Source organism: Silicimonas lutimaris (assembly GCF_047314965.1).
Lineage (GTDB): Bacteria > Pseudomonadota > Alphaproteobacteria > Rhodobacterales > Rhodobacteraceae > JAVJUV01.
Window position 1 is genome coordinate 41103 of record NZ_JBLBVK010000042.1, and the last position, 14620, is coordinate 55722.

General features: G+C 57.2%; 17 protein-coding genes. 9 read left to right on the forward strand and 8 right to left on the reverse strand.

Annotated elements, in window-relative coordinates; all coding sequences use genetic code 11:
- Both ACKLNI_RS07055 and mgtE read right to left on the reverse strand, forming a co-directional pair.
- Window positions 1–591, reverse strand: coding sequence for a 5-formyltetrahydrofolate cyclo-ligase (locus ACKLNI_RS07055; RefSeq protein WP_413718353.1), 591 nt, complete (start codon window positions 589–591; stop codon window positions 1–3).
- Window positions 588–1979 (reverse strand): magnesium transporter, encoded by a 1392-nt coding sequence (gene mgtE / locus ACKLNI_RS07060; RefSeq protein WP_413718354.1) that lies wholly within the window; start codon window positions 1977–1979, stop codon window positions 588–590. The genes ACKLNI_RS07055 and mgtE overlap by 4 nt, the downstream gene beginning before the upstream one ends.
- Window positions 1980–2082: 103 nt before the next feature.
- Here mgtE and guaD point away from each other — a divergent pair, with 103 nt between their 5' ends.
- A complete protein-coding gene (gene guaD, locus ACKLNI_RS07065; protein WP_413718355.1) occupies window positions 2083–3375 on the forward strand; it encodes a guanine deaminase in 1293 nt (430 codons plus the stop codon).
- On the forward strand, window positions 3369–3959 hold the full coding sequence (locus tag ACKLNI_RS07070) for a LysE family translocator (protein ID WP_413718356.1): 591 nt from the start codon (window positions 3369–3371) through the stop codon (window positions 3957–3959). The genes guaD and ACKLNI_RS07070 overlap by 7 nt, the downstream gene beginning before the upstream one ends.
- Here the strand turns inward: ACKLNI_RS07070 and ACKLNI_RS07075 are convergent.
- The 3 genes from ACKLNI_RS07075 to ACKLNI_RS07085 form a co-directional block, all read right to left on the reverse strand.
- Window positions 3956–5287 carry an 8-oxoguanine deaminase gene (locus ACKLNI_RS07075; protein ID WP_413718357.1) on the reverse strand — a complete coding sequence of 444 codons (1332 nt, stop codon included), beginning with the start codon at window positions 5285–5287 and terminating at the stop codon, window positions 3956–3958. The genes ACKLNI_RS07070 and ACKLNI_RS07075 overlap by 4 nt on opposite strands.
- Window positions 5284–6087, reverse strand: coding sequence for a histidinol-phosphatase (hisN, locus tag ACKLNI_RS07080; protein WP_413718358.1), 804 nt, complete (start codon window positions 6085–6087; stop codon window positions 5284–5286). The genes ACKLNI_RS07075 and hisN overlap by 4 nt, the downstream gene beginning before the upstream one ends.
- Window positions 6088–6154: 67 nt before the next feature.
- Complete coding sequence (locus ACKLNI_RS07085) at window positions 6155–6526, reverse strand: helix-turn-helix domain-containing protein (protein WP_413718359.1); 372 nt, start codon at window positions 6524–6526, stop codon at window positions 6155–6157.
- A gap of 223 nt (window positions 6527–6749) precedes the next feature.
- Here ACKLNI_RS07085 and ACKLNI_RS07090 point away from each other — a divergent pair, with 223 nt between their 5' ends.
- On the forward strand, window positions 6750–7718 hold the full coding sequence (locus ACKLNI_RS07090; RefSeq protein WP_413718360.1) for an NADPH:quinone oxidoreductase family protein: 969 nt from the start codon (window positions 6750–6752) through the stop codon (window positions 7716–7718).
- Here ACKLNI_RS07090 and ACKLNI_RS07095 read toward each other — a convergent pair.
- Window positions 7708–8580, reverse strand: coding sequence for a LysR family transcriptional regulator (locus ACKLNI_RS07095; protein WP_413718361.1), 873 nt, complete (start codon window positions 8578–8580; stop codon window positions 7708–7710). The two genes, ACKLNI_RS07090 and ACKLNI_RS07095, sit on opposite strands and share 11 nt — an antisense overlap.
- 123 nt (window positions 8581–8703) lie before the next feature.
- Here ACKLNI_RS07095 and ACKLNI_RS07100 point away from each other — a divergent pair, with 123 nt between their 5' ends.
- Window positions 8704–8922 (forward strand): DUF1127 domain-containing protein, encoded by a 219-nt coding sequence (locus ACKLNI_RS07100; RefSeq protein WP_413718362.1) that lies wholly within the window; start codon window positions 8704–8706, stop codon window positions 8920–8922.
- Between the two features lie 136 nt (window positions 8923–9058).
- Window positions 9059–9796, forward strand: a complete 738-nt coding sequence (locus tag ACKLNI_RS07105) for a Bax inhibitor-1/YccA family protein (protein WP_413718363.1) — start codon at window positions 9059–9061, stop codon at window positions 9794–9796.
- Window positions 9797–9845: 49 nt separating this feature from the next.
- Here ACKLNI_RS07105 and ACKLNI_RS07110 read toward each other — a convergent pair whose 3' ends face one another.
- Both ACKLNI_RS07110 and ACKLNI_RS07115 read right to left on the reverse strand, forming a co-directional pair.
- Complete coding sequence (locus ACKLNI_RS07110; RefSeq protein WP_413718364.1) at window positions 9846–10061, reverse strand: YdeI/OmpD-associated family protein; 216 nt, start codon at window positions 10059–10061, stop codon at window positions 9846–9848.
- 24 nt (window positions 10062–10085) lie between these two features.
- Entirely contained in the window at window positions 10086–11201 is a 1116-nt protein-coding gene (locus ACKLNI_RS07115) for a Ppx/GppA phosphatase family protein (protein WP_413718365.1), read from the reverse strand.
- Between the two features lie 231 nt (window positions 11202–11432).
- Here ACKLNI_RS07115 and ACKLNI_RS07120 point away from each other — a divergent pair, with 231 nt between their 5' ends.
- From ACKLNI_RS07120 to ACKLNI_RS07135, 4 genes are read left to right on the forward strand one after another with little or no spacing between them, the layout of a single operon-like run.
- On the forward strand, window positions 11433–11729 hold the full coding sequence (locus ACKLNI_RS07120) for a virulence factor (protein WP_413718366.1): 297 nt from the start codon (window positions 11433–11435) through the stop codon (window positions 11727–11729).
- 26 nt (window positions 11730–11755) lie between these two features.
- Window positions 11756–12679, forward strand: coding sequence for a methylenetetrahydrofolate reductase (locus ACKLNI_RS07125; RefSeq protein WP_413718367.1), 924 nt, complete (start codon window positions 11756–11758; stop codon window positions 12677–12679).
- The gene (locus ACKLNI_RS07130) at window positions 12676–13338 is read left to right on the forward strand and encodes an HAD family hydrolase (protein WP_413718368.1); all 663 of its coding nucleotides are present in this window, start codon (window positions 12676–12678) and stop codon (window positions 13336–13338) included. The genes ACKLNI_RS07125 and ACKLNI_RS07130 overlap by 4 nt, the downstream gene beginning before the upstream one ends.
- Entirely contained in the window at window positions 13335–14498 is a 1164-nt protein-coding gene (locus ACKLNI_RS07135) for a dihydropteroate synthase (RefSeq protein WP_413718369.1), read from the forward strand. Before ACKLNI_RS07130 ends, ACKLNI_RS07135 begins: the two co-directional genes overlap by 4 nt.
- Window positions 14499–14620 lie beyond the last annotated feature (122 nt).

The following is a 14620-nucleotide window of genomic DNA, read 5'->3' on the forward strand; positions in this document are numbered from 1 at the left end:
CTAGACGTCATCAGCCTGCCAGGCAAGTGAACTTCCATTCTCGGGTCGTACAATCCCGAACTCGGTCACTATGGCATCAAGCGGCTGGTCGGTTGCTTCGACAGGCAAATCAGCATCGCTGTGCTGTGCGGCGTAGGCAAGTCCGATGGCAACTACCCGAGCATGAGGACGAAGCGCCGCGAGAGTACGGTCGTAATGGCCTGCACCGTATCCGAGACGATGGCATCGAGAGTCGAACGCAAGCATGGGGACTACAAGTACCCTGGGGGTCACCGGCTCATCCAATGCCGGAATGGAGACGCCGAAGCCATCCTTCTCCATATCCATCCCTTCGTGCCAACGGCGAAAAGTCAGAGCGGCATCTCGGCCATGAGTCACAGGCAGACAGACAGTCCGGCTGGCCTGTAGTGCCAACATGACGGGTCTTGGATCTATCTCGGTTCGGATAGGCCAATAGAAAGATACGGGACCATCGGTTCCGGACAACAATCCCTTCAAACGTTCAAGTGCCGGCGCTGGGTCAACGTTACCATGCGCAGATGCCCGCCGTTCTCGCGCAATACGACGCAGTGTGTCTTTGTCACGGTTCATAGCAGCATCACCGAAGCCAGCCCTAGAAACGCGAAGAATCCCACCACGTCGGTCACAGTCGTCACGAAAGTGCCCGAGGCCAACGCGGGGTCCACACCGGACTTGTCCAAGGCAAGCGGAATGAGCACACCAGACAATCCCGCGGCAAGAAGATTGACCACCATCGCCACGGCAATCACCACTCCGATCATGGGCTGACCGAACCAGACAAGCCCCACAAGGCCCATGACAATCGCGAAGATCATTCCGTTCAACAGGCCGGCCATGGCCTCTCGACGGATCACTCTCCATGCGTTGGAACCGGTCAGGTCACGGGTAGCCAGTGCTCGGACGGCGACCGTCATGGACTGTGTCCCGGCATTGCCGCCCATCGAAGCAACGATTGGCATCAGAACGGCTAGCGCCACCACGGCGGCGATCACTTCGTCAAAAAACGAGATCACGATGGACGCCAGAATTGCGGTAGCGAGGTTGATGCCAAGCCAGGGAAATCTGCGTCGGACGATTTCGAGGGTTGAGTTCGACAGGCTCTCGTCGCCAACCCCGCCGAGGCGGAGCACGTCCTCCTCATGTTCCTCGTCCAAGACTGCCATGGCATCGTCGATGGTAATCACGCCCACAAGCCGCCCGTCGGAATCGACGACTGGCGCGGAAATCAGGTGATACTGATTGAATGCATAGGCGACGTCGCCCTCTTCCTCATCGACCTCGAAGACCCTGAAACTATCCTCTGTGATTGCCTTTAGAGGTACTTCACGGCGGGACGACATGATCCGACCAAGCGTAACGTAGGCAGTGGGTCGGTGTCGCGGGTCAACAAGTACGATGTGGTAGAATTGATCGGGAAGATCGGCATTGGCCCTAAGGTGGTCGATGGTGTCACCGACAGTCCAATGCTCGGGCGCAATCACAACTTCACGCTGCATGAGACGACCGGCGGAGTACTCCGGATAGGACAGCGCCTTTTCGACCGCGATCCGGTCGACCATGTCCAGAACGTCGAGAATTGCTTCCTGCTGGGGTTCGTCGAGGTCTTCGATCAGGTCGACAACGTCGTCCGACTCGAGTTCCTGAACTGCGGCGGCCAGAACTTCGGGTTCCAGAGCCTCGATTACCGAGTCTCGGATATCCTCGTCGATCTCTGACAGGATCTCGCCGTCGATGTAGTCTCCCGCCAAACGGAGAATGGAAGTCCGGCTATCAGCGCCGACTTGCTCGAGAAGGTCGGCGATGTCGGCGGGATGCAAAGGCTCCAGGACTTCCTCAAGCCGTGCGCGATCTCCCGAATCTGCTGCTTCGACAGCGGCCAATACAACCTTGTTCCGGAGAGCGTAGTCGTCTTCGGTCTCGTCTTCGGCGTGTTCAAGTGTTTCAACCTGGTCGTTCATCGCGACATCTCCGGGAGGACTTTGACGCGCACCCTAGAGTATTGCACGGGATGGACAACAGGGCGCGGGCATACTTTAGAAGAAGCGACGAAAGGAAACTGTCATGGATGCTGGCGAACTGTTGATTGGGCAAATTATCAATTTCTCGGGCAATCCGTTTCTGGAGGGGCCGCATGCAGCGCATCACGATGCAAGCGGAGGATTGGTTATCCAGAACGGGCGCATCTCGGCAGTCGGATCAGCCGAAGACCTGCGTCGGGATTTCCCGCGAGCAAAGGTCACCGACTTTGGTAACGATTTGATCTTACCGGGTTTCATCGACGCTCATGTTCACTACCCTCAGACTGCGATCATCGCCAGCTGGGGGAAGCGGCTCATTGACTGGCTGAACACGTATACGTTTCCGGAAGAGATGCGTTTCAGTGACCCGGAGTATTCTGCAGAGGTTGCTCGCTGTTTCTTTGACCTGTCTCTTTCGCATGGGACGACGACTGTTGCGAGCTTTTGCACGATTCACCCTGAGAGCGTGAACGCGTTTTTCGCCGAAGCGAAGCGCCGGAATCTGTGTGCAGTTGGTGGAAAGACCTGCATGGACCGGAATGCCCCGGACGGTCTTCGTGACAATGTGCAGAGCGCGTACGATGACAGCAAACGGCTGCTGGAGCGTTGGCACGGTGACGATCGCCTAATCTACGCCATTACGCCTCGTTTCTCACCGACCTCGACGCGGGAACAACTTGAAGCGCTCGGGGCGCTGTGGTCGGAGTACCCCGAATGCCCGATGCAAACCCATCTGTCGGAACAAACCGACGAGGTTGCCTGGGTCGCGGAACTCTTTCCGGAGGCCCGGGATTATCTTGATACCTACGAGGCAGCAGGTCTTCTTGGAGCAGGTGGCCTCTATGGGCATGCCATTCACCTTGCTGACCGTGAAAGGCAAAGGCTGCTGGAAGCCGGTGGAGCACTGGTACATTGCCCCACGTCCAACACATTCATCGGTTCCGGATTGTTCGACATGGACGGATTGACCCGTGAGGATCAAATCGTCGGGCTTGCGACAGACACTGGCGGCGGCTCATCGTTCTCGATGCTCCGAACGATGGCCGCGGCCTATGAAGTCGCGCAACTTCGCGGGCGTCCGCTTCACCCGTCCGAATTGATATGGCTTGCCACCGCCGGATCAGCGCGTGCATTGCGGCTTGGTGATCGCATTGGAGACCTGAAGCCAGGATATGATGCAGACCTTGTCGTGATGGACCTCGCCTCCACTCCCGCAATTGCTCAACGCGCCGCGCGGGCCAAAGACATCTGGGAAGCCCTGTTTCCAACAATCATGATGGGGGATGATCGTGCCATCCGGGATGTACGAGTTCTGGGGCAAACGGCACTATGCTGACATTTGCGCTCGCAGTTCTGTTCCTCATTATAACTCCCGGGCCTGGCGTTCTGTCGCTTGCCGGCGTCGGCGCCGCGTTCGGGTATCGCCACGGCAGCAGGTATCTGGTGGGCCTGTTTCTGGGCACCAATCTTGTGTGTCTCGGCGTGATCACCGGGCTGGCTGCCATCATGTTGGCCGACCCTCGCATACGAACGATCTTTTCCATTGCTTCCGCAGCCTATCTTGCGTGGCTTGCGTTCCGTATCGCTTTCGCAGGCGCGAGGATCGCGTTCATCGAGCGGACTGAACCGCCTGGGATTCGCGGCGGCATTTTCCTTCAGATCATCAATCCGAAGGCCTACGCGGTTAATACGGCCCTGTTCTCCGGCTTTGCATTCATGAGCGATGCACCGGCCATAGAGATGGCGATAAAACTCATTATTCTTAATACGATGTGGATTGGGATTCATGTTTTATGGCTATGGGTCGGCGTTACGATACGTCGCCTTGATTTGCCGCCGCGAAAGCAAAGAGCGATCAACATCGCCATGGCAGTCTCGATGCTGGTTGTCGTCGCTCTGGCGGCATTCGCCGCGACTTAGCCCATCAACCTCTGAACGCTGGAGCGGGCTGCATATAGGGCACCCGGCAAATCAACCGTGGTGACGTTGCCGTCGTTCACGATCTGCCGCCCTTCGACGAAAAGATGCTTCACTTTCGTTGGCCCGGCCAGAAGAAAGGACACCGGGTCCCAGCTTCCTGCGCTGTCCATTCCGGAGATATCCCAAAGCGCGAGATCGGCACGCATCCCAGGTCGAATCCGCCCAATGTCATCACGTCCAAGCACCTGGGCCCCGCCAACCGTGGCAATTTCGAGGGCCTCACGTGCGCTCATAGCATCTGCTCCATTTGCGACCCTCTGAAGCAGCATGGCCTGGCGGGCCTCAGACGCAATGTTCGCCTGATCGTTCGATGCGGAGCCATCCACACCAAGTCCGACGCGAACGCCGGCATCCCTCATGGCACGCACCGGAGCAATCCCGGAACCGAGCCGGCAATTGGAGCATGGGCAATGAGCCACGCCTGTCCCGGTCCGAGCGAAGAGATTGACTTCGCTTTGGTCTAGTTTGACACAGTGAGCATGCCAGACGTCATCGCCCGTCCAGCCAAGTTCTTCGGCATATTCCCCCGGACGACAGCCGAATTTCTCCAGTGAATAGGCGATATCCTCATCATTCTCCGCAAGATGGGTGTGCAGCCGGACACCTTTGTCCCGAGCAAGTAGTGCGGCGTCGCGCATCAACTCGCGACTTACTGAGAACGGAGAACAAGGCGCAATGCCAACTCTGACCATTGCGCCCGGGGAGGTGTCGTGGAACTTATCCACGACACGGATGCAGTCATTGAGAATTGCCTTTTCTGTTTCGACAAGACTGTCGGGGGGTAGACCTCCTGAACTCTCCCCGATCGACATCGCGCCCCTCGTCGGGTGAAAACGCACGCCGATTTCGGAAGCGGCCCCAATCGTATCATCGAGTCTCGCGCCGTTCGGAAAAAGATAAAGGTGATCGGAGCTTGTCGTGCATCCTGAAAGAGCAAGCTCGGCAAGACCCAGGGTAGTGGACAGAGCGAAATCGTCCGGCGTGAACCGTGCCCAGATGGGATAAAGCGTCTTGAGCCAGCCAAACAGGAGAGCGTCCTGTCCTCCCGGAACCGCCCGTGTCAGTGTCTGGTAAAGATGATGATGCGTATTGATCAGGCCAGGTGTTACAAGAAGCCCGGTCGCCCGCAAAACCTCCGCATCCGGGGCATGCAAGGCGCGGCCCAATTCTGTAATCACCCCGTTCGAAACAAGGATGTCGACATCCGACAGATCAGGACCATCCATGGTGCAGACACATTCTGCGCCTTTGATGAGAACGTCCCTCAATCGGCTCCCCGCAAAAGTGAGAGCGCCGCAAAGTGAAGTTCTGGATTGCCGGCAGCCAGGATACGCCCCCCCAAGTGTGCGGGCTTTCCTTCCCAATCCGTCACGATCCCGCCAGCGGACTCGATGACTGCAATGGGGGCCTGGACGTCATAGATATTCAAGCCCGCCTCTATTACCAAGTCGATCTGACCAGCGGCCAGCAATGCGTAGGCGTAGCAGTCGCAGCCATAGCGAGTCAGTTTGACTTTGCTCGACACTCTTCGAAACGCGGCGCCTTCCTCGTCGGTACCCACTTCGGGAAAAGTCGAAAAAAGAGTCGCCTCGGAAAGCTCCACGTCAGCCTTTACACCAAGCGGATGCGTTCCGAGAGGTCCGCTGACCCTCGAACGCCCCAGACCACCTTCGAATCTCTCGCCAACATATGGTTGGTCAATGATGCCGATAAATGGTCCGTCCGCGTCGGCAACCGAGATCAGAACGCCCCAGGTAGGTGTTCCGCTGATGTAGCCTCGGGTCCCGTCGATGGGATCAAGAACCCAAGTCAGGCCGGAAGTCCCTTCCTTGCTACCGTGCTCTTCCCCGATGATGCCATCGTCAGGACGCAACTCTTCCAAGAGACGTCGCATGGCGAGTTCAGCATTCCGATCCGCAATCGTTACTGGATCGAAATGTACTCTCTTGCTTTCTGTCGAAAGTCCGTCTTGTCGGAAGTAGCGCAGCGTTTCGATACGTGCAGCGTCCGCCAATGTGTTTGCGACCTGCCAGAGATCCGGCAGGTCATCGCTGTATCGATCCAACAAATTCTGCCCCCTACGTATTCCCCATGGAAAATGAAGTATTTTGGGCAGTTAAGACGGTCAACCCTTGTCAGGCAACGTCACTGAGCACCCGAGCCAATTCGAATAGACGGCGACGTTGGGTCTCGGGAATTGCGTAGTAGGATCTAACCAACTCCAGCGCTTCCTTGTCCTTCAAGATGTCACCGGGAAGTTCCGTGACCTCATGCGTATGTTCAGGTACGTCTTCCAAGCCCTCGAAGAAGAAGCTTACAGGTACGGTCAAAGCCTCAGCGATATCCCAAAGCCGAGACGCGGAAACGCGGTTCATGCCTGTTTCATACTTCTGGATCTGCTGGAATTTTATTCCAACCGCTTCAGCAAGTTGCTGTTGAGTTATACCGACAAGCCACCGGCGATGACGGATGCGCTTACCGACGTGGACATCAACCGGATGCTTCATTTTTATATCCATTCTCTACCATGACGACCCTACACTGCTCCTCTTAGAGTATTCTAGTTATACTTATGGGTAGGTAAACAACCCACGGTGCAAAAACCTCGACAGCAAGGCAGCACGCAGGCACTCTTGCTCAAAGATATCATATACGATGAATGGTGAACACTGTCACCAAAAAAAATCGATATTGTTGAGAATGTCTTAATAACAGCGATAAATGTAAATCATGCGCAAAGCTGAAGCCTGGATATGCCGGACGACAAACACTGCTCCTCGGATAGAGGCATTCGTGGTGCCAACTCTCACGTCCAACGAAGTCTTGCTTCGCGTCAAAGCCGTTGGACTCAACTTCGCGGACATCTTGATGCTTAAAGGTAGCTATCAGGCAACACCACCCACGCCTTTCGTTCTCGGCATGGAGTTCGCTGGGGTTGTTGAAGAAGTGGGAGACGCTGTTTCAGCGTTTGCCGTAGGAGATCGTGTGATGGGGGTCCCAGGACACGGCGGCCTCGCTGAATTCGCAGTGCTGCCCGAAACCAAACTGCGGCATTGTCCACCAACGATGGACGACATATCTGCGGCGGGCTTTCAGATTGCCTACGGCACGTCGCACCTCGCCTTGACACATCGCGCACGTCTTCTGGCCGGAGAAACGTTACTTGTCATCGGAGCCGCCGGTGGCGTCGGCCTGACCGCAGTAGAGGTCGGGCATCAGCTTGGCGCGAGGGTTATCGCGGTCGCGCGCGGAAAAGAAAAACTCGAAATCGCGAAAGCGGCAGGAGCCGATGTCTTGATCGACAGCGAAAGTGCCGATTTGCTGAGCGAGTTGAGGTCTTTGGGGCCGATTGACGTTGTCTACGATGCTGTCGGCGGAGAGTTGGGAGAAACAGCCCTGCGGGTCATGGCGCCTGATGGACGCTTTCTTGTGATAGGCTTTGCCAGCGGCCGCTTACCTCAACTGAAACCCAACCATCTACTCGTGAAAAACCAATCGGTTATCGGTTTCTATTGGGGCGGATATGACGCGTTCAACCCGACGGTCTTAAACACCAGTCTGGCGGAACTCAGCCTATGGCATGCAGAAGGTCGCATCAAACCGCATGTGAGCCATGTCTTGCCCTTCGAACGTGCACTAGAGGGTCTGGAGTTGCTGCGTTCGCGAAAATCCTCAGGCAAAATCGTCATTACGCGCTGAGCGCAAGAGACGGCTGGCCATAGAAGCGGCGCACCAGGTTTGCCAAATGGTCTCGCGTCACACTCGACGCTACATTTGACACATAAAGGTTGATCTTCTTTTTTCCGAGTTCCGGCAGACTTCCTTGGTGTGGAACTTCCGCCAGCTGCGGCGCGGCAGTGCCTGATAACTGCGAAAGAATTGCAAGGTCCCCGGCGACGGTCGCTTCGACCGTTCTTGTCGACTCCGAGTCAACCGCCATTTCCCAAGGGATTCCGGCATTGTCCAATGCGTGCTGCATTGTGCGGCGAAACTGGCAATGAGGTTCCGAGGCGAGCGGCACAGGCCGTTGCTGCCAGGCGCTTCCTCCCGGCGCGCCATACCAAAGCAATGGCACCTCCACCAACGTCTCTCCGCCCGGATCAAGGTGATCCTCTGTCGTTAGAATGATGTCACACCGCCCATCCGAAAAAAGATGCTTGAGGCGCGATGTCCACGAAGACACCAATTGCACCCGCATCCGCGGATAATCGGTCGCAAAAAGCTTCATGACGCGCGGGATCGAAGGATAAATGATGTCATGTGGCACGCCGAGGATCAGCGTACCCTCGAATGCGCTATCGGTCATCTGCGCATAGACCTCGTCATTGAGAGCGAGGATCCGCCTCCCATAGCTGGCGAGTTTCTCACCTGCCGCAGTCAGCCCGATGGTACGCCCGGAACGGTCTAAAAGGTTCTGGCCCAGGTTTTCTTCAAGGCGTTTGAGCTGCATCGAAACGGCTGATTGAGTGAGGTTCAGGATGGCGGCGGCACGGGTCACTCCACCAGCATCCGCCACGGCGACAAACGAACGAAGAGCCGTCAGATCCAGATTCCTAGGCACATCAATTTCCTTGAAGTTTTAGTTCAGAAATATTTGCTTTTAAAATATATCTGAATTGTGCAGAAGCATCAAGCCTGGTGATGAAAGGACGATCAATCATCAGATTTCAAGAAAGGTATCAGAATGATCAGCCTCGACTCCCTGCCCCGCTTCGCATTTACTCAACGACCCAAAAGGTCGCTTTTGCGGGTAATCATTTTGCTCGAAGCTACATACCGCCAACGCCGTGAATTGGCGGAAATGGAGTCTCACCGTCTGACTGATATTGGCCTGACTAAAATCGAGGCATTGGATGAGGCGAAGCGACCGATATGGGACGCTCCGGCGAATTGGCGGCGCTGAAGCAACAATTCCCGATAAAAACAGTTCGCTTTTCGCGCCCGAAAGCTTGAAAAGCTGGCGGTTCCTGCCAATATCCACACAGGAGTGGTCGGCTTTCCCGACCAATCACGTCATTAACGCTAGGAGAGCACGAGCAATGGCTGAATATCAGACCGTCCGCACCGCACCCGGTGTCCGCACGGCCGAGATTGACGAGGGCCTTCGCGCCCACATGAACAAGGTCTACGGCATCATGTCCGTGGGCATGCTTGTCACTGCCGGTGTAGCATGGGCCGTGGGCACCAGCGACGCACTTCTCTCGATTTTCCGCGATCCCATGACGCTTCAGCCGAATATCCTGGGATGGATCGCCATGTTCTTGCCGCTGGGGCTGGTTTTCCTGTTTTCCGGAACGATCAACCGGATGTCGGCAGCCGCCGCGCAAACGTTTTTCTACGTTTTCGCTGCAGCCATGGGATTGTCTATCGCGTGGATCTTCGCGGCCTTCACGGGCGTGTCGATTGCGCAGACATTCCTCGCGACAGCCGCCGGCTTTGCCGGTCTGAGCCTTTGGGGCTACACGACAAAACGTGACCTGACGGGTATGGGCTCGTTCCTGTTGATGGGCCTGATCGGTTTGATCGTGGCCATGCTGATCAATCTGTTTATCGCATCGAGTGCTTTGGCCTTCGCGATTTCGGTTATCGGAATCCTGATCTTCGCGGGCCTCACCGCTTATGATACGCAAAGGATCAAAACGGAGTATCTTGCGCATGCGAATGCGATGGATAGCGAGTGGCTGCAAAAGTCAGCCATCATGGGAGCCCTGAACCTCTATCTCGACTTCATCAACTTGTTCATGTTCCTGCTGTCGTTCCTCGGCAACCGGGAATAACGGACGAACTGTTTCTCGGGAAAAGGGCCGGCCGGACGCCGGCCCTTTTTCATGCGTTACCGCCCTTCAAGCGCCAAGCCATTTTCATGTAAAGACCACCGGCGCGAAGTTCATCCAGCATCTGGGCAAGACGTTTTTCCTTGGTATCTTGCCGCTTTGCCCGCGCAATCCATCCCAGGTAGTCGTTCCTCTGATACCAGGGCCTTGAGACGCATGCCTCCATCAGTCCGTTTTTCTCCAGCGCTTCGCGAACAAACTCGGGCATCGGGTTCACGGGCCGGGCCATCGATCAATAAGCGCCCTCGTCAAGCACGCCATCGCTGGACATCTGCGCGTATAACAAGCCTTCCCTCAGACCACGGTCCGCAACGGACAAACGGTCGGTTGGCCAGACCCGCAGCAAGGCTTGCAGAATGGCGGCCCCCGACATGATCAGCGCATGCCTATCCCGCCCGATCCGCGGGTCCTTGCGGCGGCCCTCCGGGCCCAGATCGAGGTAATCTCGGATGACCCTGTCGATCTGATCTGACGTCATACGCAGACCATCGACTTTCGACCTGTCATAGCGCTTCAATCCGAGATGACTGGCAGCGACCGTGGTCACGGTACCTGAAGTGCCGATAATCTGAAAACCCTCTCTTGTCTGCTCAGCTTCATAAGGAGAAAAATCCGCAAGATTTTCTTCAAAGAACCAGCTCATCAAAGCAAATCGCGCGGCGTCATCCGTAACATCATCGAACTGGTCCCGAAGCGTCGCAACACCCAAGGGAACCGAAATCCAGTCTACAACATGCGCAGCAGGGAACGGCGACGCCAGATCAGGCTTGAAGCCTGAGTGAAGGCGCATGATTGCGCGTTGCCGTTCGTGCTTGGGTACTTTGCTCAGGTCGATCCAAACCAGCTCCGTAGAGCCCCCGCCGATGTCCACGACCAGAAGCTGCTCGGTCTTGGTCGAAACCAGCGGAGCACAAGAGATAACCGCTAGCCGGGCCTCTTCCTCAGGCTCGATGATCTCGAGGCGCAGTCCGGTCTCGCGGACTACTGCCTTCATGAATTGAGCACCGTTTCGCGCCCGCCGGCATGCTTCTGTCGCCACAAGACGCATGCGCCGTACCTGGTGCTTGGCGATCTTCTTACGGCAAATCTTGAGGGCACCGATCGTGCGCTGCATCGAAGCGTTCGACAGCCGACCGGACGCTTCGAGTCCCAAACCTAGCTGCACGGATTTGGAAAAACTGTCGACAACATGAAATTGATTGCCCTTTGGCTGGGCAATCAGCATCCGGCACGAGTTGGTGCCGAGGTCCAGCGCGGCATATAGCTCTGCTGGGTCGGCTTTTGCGGGCACTGACGGCTCTACCGCATGCGGGAGCCGTGTCGCGCCCTCAGGACGCTTGGGCGGCATGACGCCCTCCGAAATCAGGTTGCCTCCACGCTACACCCCGTCAAGGCTTTCGCGCAAGAGCGACGCCGATGTTCAAGAAGATAGTGAGTAATTTTCAGGTTGAGCCCATTGTTCCTCGCGGGTTGCTTCGGTTAAACGACCATACGTCGCGAAGCTTTCGCAAGATGTCGAAAATCGCACATGATTCCCAACGTGCCCGGCGTAGGTGTGGCGCAACTTGGAGATACGCGAATGCCTGAGGTTACCGTCGTTTTTTGGAGGGATATCCCGGCACAAGTTATCGTCGGTAAGGGTCGGCGAGGCACGAAAGCGCCGCTTCCTGAACGTTTCGAACAAGCAATCGACCGCGCCGCGATGAAGGTCGGTGCCTCGGACACGGATGCATACCTTGCGGAATGGCGCAAGGCAGCACCCTACACCCTGGAAGGTGACGCCGAGGAGATCGCCGCCTCTGAAGCGGCGCGTATCGACAGAGAATATGATCGGGACCGGATCAAGGCCCTGATCGAGAATGACGGTTGGGCATGACGCCTAGCGAAATTGGGAAAGCTTTCATGGCGCTTTTGAACTTCAGAAGGAAGACCGACGAGGCCCATCGGGTTGATACAAAGGTCGCAGATTTCCTTAACGACTTCTCTATCGAAGTCATGCCGCGCACTGCCGAAAAGGTGGAAGATTTCCGCGCCATTCTTCCGGAGGGAACGCGGGTCTACATCGCGCATATCGAGGGCACTCCGATCGATGACATGGTCGCGACCGCAAAGCGCCTTTCGGCGGACGGATTTCAGGTCATGCCGCACTTCCCTGCCCGCATCATCAAGGATCAGGCCACACTAGGCGACTGGATCGCCCGCTATCAGGGAGAAGCCGGCATCACGCAGGCCCTCCTTCTTGCCGGCGGCGTGACCGAACCGGCCGGAGATTTCCATTCGTCCATGCAACTCATGGAAACGGGCCTGTTTGACAAAACGGGCTTCAAACGCCTGCATGTTGCGGGACATCCGGAGGGCAATCGCGACATCGATCCCAAGGGCGGCAGCGCCAATGTGGATGCCGCTTTGAAATGGAAAAACGCGTTCAACGAGCGCACGGATGCCGATATGGCGATCGTGACTCAATTCGCATTTGAAGCCGATCCGATCATCAAATGGGCAAACGACGTCCAGGTTTCGGGAATTCAGCTTCCGATCCATATCGGCATCGCCGGTCCGGCAAAGCTTCAGACCCTCATCAAGTTCGCGGTCGCCTGCGGCGTGGGCCCGTCACTGCGCGTTCTGCAGAAGCGTGCGATGGACGTCACCAAGCTTGTCCTTCCTTATGAGCCGGATGATGTGGTCTCGGGGCTGGCAACCTACAAGGCCGCAAACCCCGACTTCGCCATTACACATGTCCACCTGTTCCCTCTTGGTGGGATCAAGACCTGCGCGGAGTGGGCAAAGTCGCGGGGCAGCCAGGGCGCGGCCAAGGCGGCGCAGTGACACTCAAGGCGCTTCTCTTCGACATCGATGGAACGCTGGTCGACAGCGACCCAATCCATATTGCCGTTTTCATGGATTTCCTTGCCGAGAGAGGCGTCACCATCACGCGGTCGGACTACATGGAACGCATCCATGGACGGCTCAATACCGAGACATTCACCGAACTTCTCCCAGACGCCGATCCCATCGAAATGGATCTCGCCAAGGAAGCCGCTTACCGCGAGCGCCTGGGCGACACGATTGAACCGATGGCGGGAGCACGGGACCTGATCGCACGTGCGCGAGCTGCCAACATGAAAATCGGAGCGGTCACCAATGGACCTCGTGCCAACTTGAACGCTGTCTTGAATGCGACTGGTTTGGCCGCCGCCTTTGACCACGCCGGCTCGTCCAACGATGTAAAGCGGGGCAAACCACACCCGGAGTTGTACCTTGCGGCGCTGGCCGCACTGAACATTGCGGCACATGAAGCGCTGGTATTCGAAGACAGTCCAACCGGCATCCAGGCTGCCCGTGCGGCAGGCATCGATGTTGTCGCGATCACCAGCAGTTTGTCCGCGGACGCTCTTGTCGCTCATGGCGCGTTGTTCGCCATTTCCGACTTCAATGACCCAGCGCTTGCGCGCCACCTCTCGTCCCTCGAAGGAGCCTTTGCATGACCCGGACCGTTGTCGAGTCAAAATCCAAAACCGTTGTCATCGGCTTTGATGAACCGTTCTGCGTGATCGGTGAGCGGATCAACCCTACTGGCCGTAAGCTTCTTGCAGCCGAACTGGAGGCCGGAGATTTCTCGACTGTAGAGAAAGATGCGCTCGAGCAGGTAGCCTGCGGCGCCCAAGTGCTCGATGTGAACGCAGGGGTGGTGTACAACTCTAACCCCAACCCCAACGAGACCGAACCGCCACTCATGCGGAAAATGATCGAGTTGGTTCAGGGGCTTGTCGATGTCCCGCTTTGCATAGACTCGTCGGTGCCCGGCGCGCTGGAGGCTGGTCTGGCAGCGGCGGAGGGCCGCCCGCTCTTGAACTCGGTGACAGGCGAGGAAGAGCGCCTCGAGGTGGTTCTGCCGCTGGTGAAGAAGTATAACGTGCCCGTCGTCGCAATCTCGAATGACGATACCGGCATCAGCGAGGACCCGGATGTGCGCTTTGCGGTGGCGAAGAAGATCGTCGAGCGCGCCGCCGATTTCGGGATTCCGGCGCATGATATCGTGGTCGATCCTCTGGTAATGCCGGTCGGCGCGATGGCGACAGCAGGCGTTCAGGTCTTTACACTCGTGCGCCGCCTGCGCGAGGAACTGGGAGTGAACACCACCTGTGGGGCATCGAACATCTCGTTCGGCCTGCCCAACCGGCATGGGATCAACAATGCATTCCTGGCTATGGCCGCATCGCACGGCATGACGAGTGCGATCATGAATCCTGTTGCGATGCCGAAGACGCTGAAATCGGTTAGTGAACGGCTCGATGAGTTGCGCGCCTTGGGGCTCGAAATTCCCGCTGAAGCAGATCCGAAGGCGCTTAGAGGCCTGGTTGGGCTGTCCAGCGACGAGGATCTTGTGCGCGAACGCATCCTTCAACTCCAGGCCCATGGCATCGTGGTTCCTGACGAAATCGACCTCGCGAAACTCGGACCACTTCTTGGCATCGGTCCGAAAACCGGCGTGGCTTCGGAAGAAATCCTTTCTATCCGCGCCGCCGATTTCCTTAACGATCACGATCCTTCGGGCGGAAACTGGATCCGTCTGAACAAACCCGTTGCCGCTCCTGGCGGTGGTGGGCGCGGTGGACGCGAGGGACGGCGGCGGCGCCGCGCCTGACGCCCAGCCCCCAAAGCCGTATCGCAGGCATCGTTTTCCCGTTTCACCTTGGTTGCCGGGCAAGCCCAGTCCATTCTGACGTGCGCGGCCAAGAAGAGCACGGGCGCAATGCGCGTGAACGC

Excerpts from the sequence above, each read along its gene's own strand:
- ACKLNI_RS07055 (WP_413718353.1), bottom strand. The coding sequence starts at position 591 with ATGAACCGTGACAAAGACACACTGCGTCGTATTGCGCGAGAACGGCGG.
- mgtE (WP_413718354.1), bottom strand. The coding sequence starts at position 1,979 with ATGAACGACCAGGTTGAAACACTTGAACACGCCGAAGACGAGACCGAA.
- guaD (WP_413718355.1), top strand. The coding sequence starts at position 2,083 with ATGGATGCTGGCGAACTGTTGATTGGGCAAATTATCAATTTCTCGGGC.
- ACKLNI_RS07070 (WP_413718356.1), top strand. The coding sequence starts at position 3,369 with ATGCTGACATTTGCGCTCGCAGTTCTGTTCCTCATTATAACTCCCGGG.
- ACKLNI_RS07085 (WP_413718359.1), bottom strand. The coding sequence starts at position 6,526 with ATGAAGCATCCGGTTGATGTCCACGTCGGTAAGCGCATCCGTCATCGC.
- ACKLNI_RS07090 (WP_413718360.1), top strand. The coding sequence starts at position 6,750 with ATGCGCAAAGCTGAAGCCTGGATATGCCGGACGACAAACACTGCTCCT.
- ACKLNI_RS07100 (WP_413718362.1), top strand. The coding sequence starts at position 8,704 with ATGATCAGCCTCGACTCCCTGCCCCGCTTCGCATTTACTCAACGACCC.
- ACKLNI_RS07105 (WP_413718363.1), top strand. The coding sequence starts at position 9,059 with ATGGCTGAATATCAGACCGTCCGCACCGCACCCGGTGTCCGCACGGCC.
- ACKLNI_RS07110 (WP_413718364.1), bottom strand. The coding sequence starts at position 10,061 with ATGCCCGAGTTTGTTCGCGAAGCGCTGGAGAAAAACGGACTGATGGAG.
- ACKLNI_RS07115 (WP_413718365.1), bottom strand. The coding sequence starts at position 11,201 with ATGCCGCCCAAGCGTCCTGAGGGCGCGACACGGCTCCCGCATGCGGTA.
- ACKLNI_RS07120 (WP_413718366.1), top strand. The coding sequence starts at position 11,433 with ATGCCTGAGGTTACCGTCGTTTTTTGGAGGGATATCCCGGCACAAGTT.
- ACKLNI_RS07125 (WP_413718367.1), top strand. The coding sequence starts at position 11,756 with ATGGCGCTTTTGAACTTCAGAAGGAAGACCGACGAGGCCCATCGGGTT.
- ACKLNI_RS07135 (WP_413718369.1), top strand. The coding sequence starts at position 13,335 with ATGACCCGGACCGTTGTCGAGTCAAAATCCAAAACCGTTGTCATCGGC.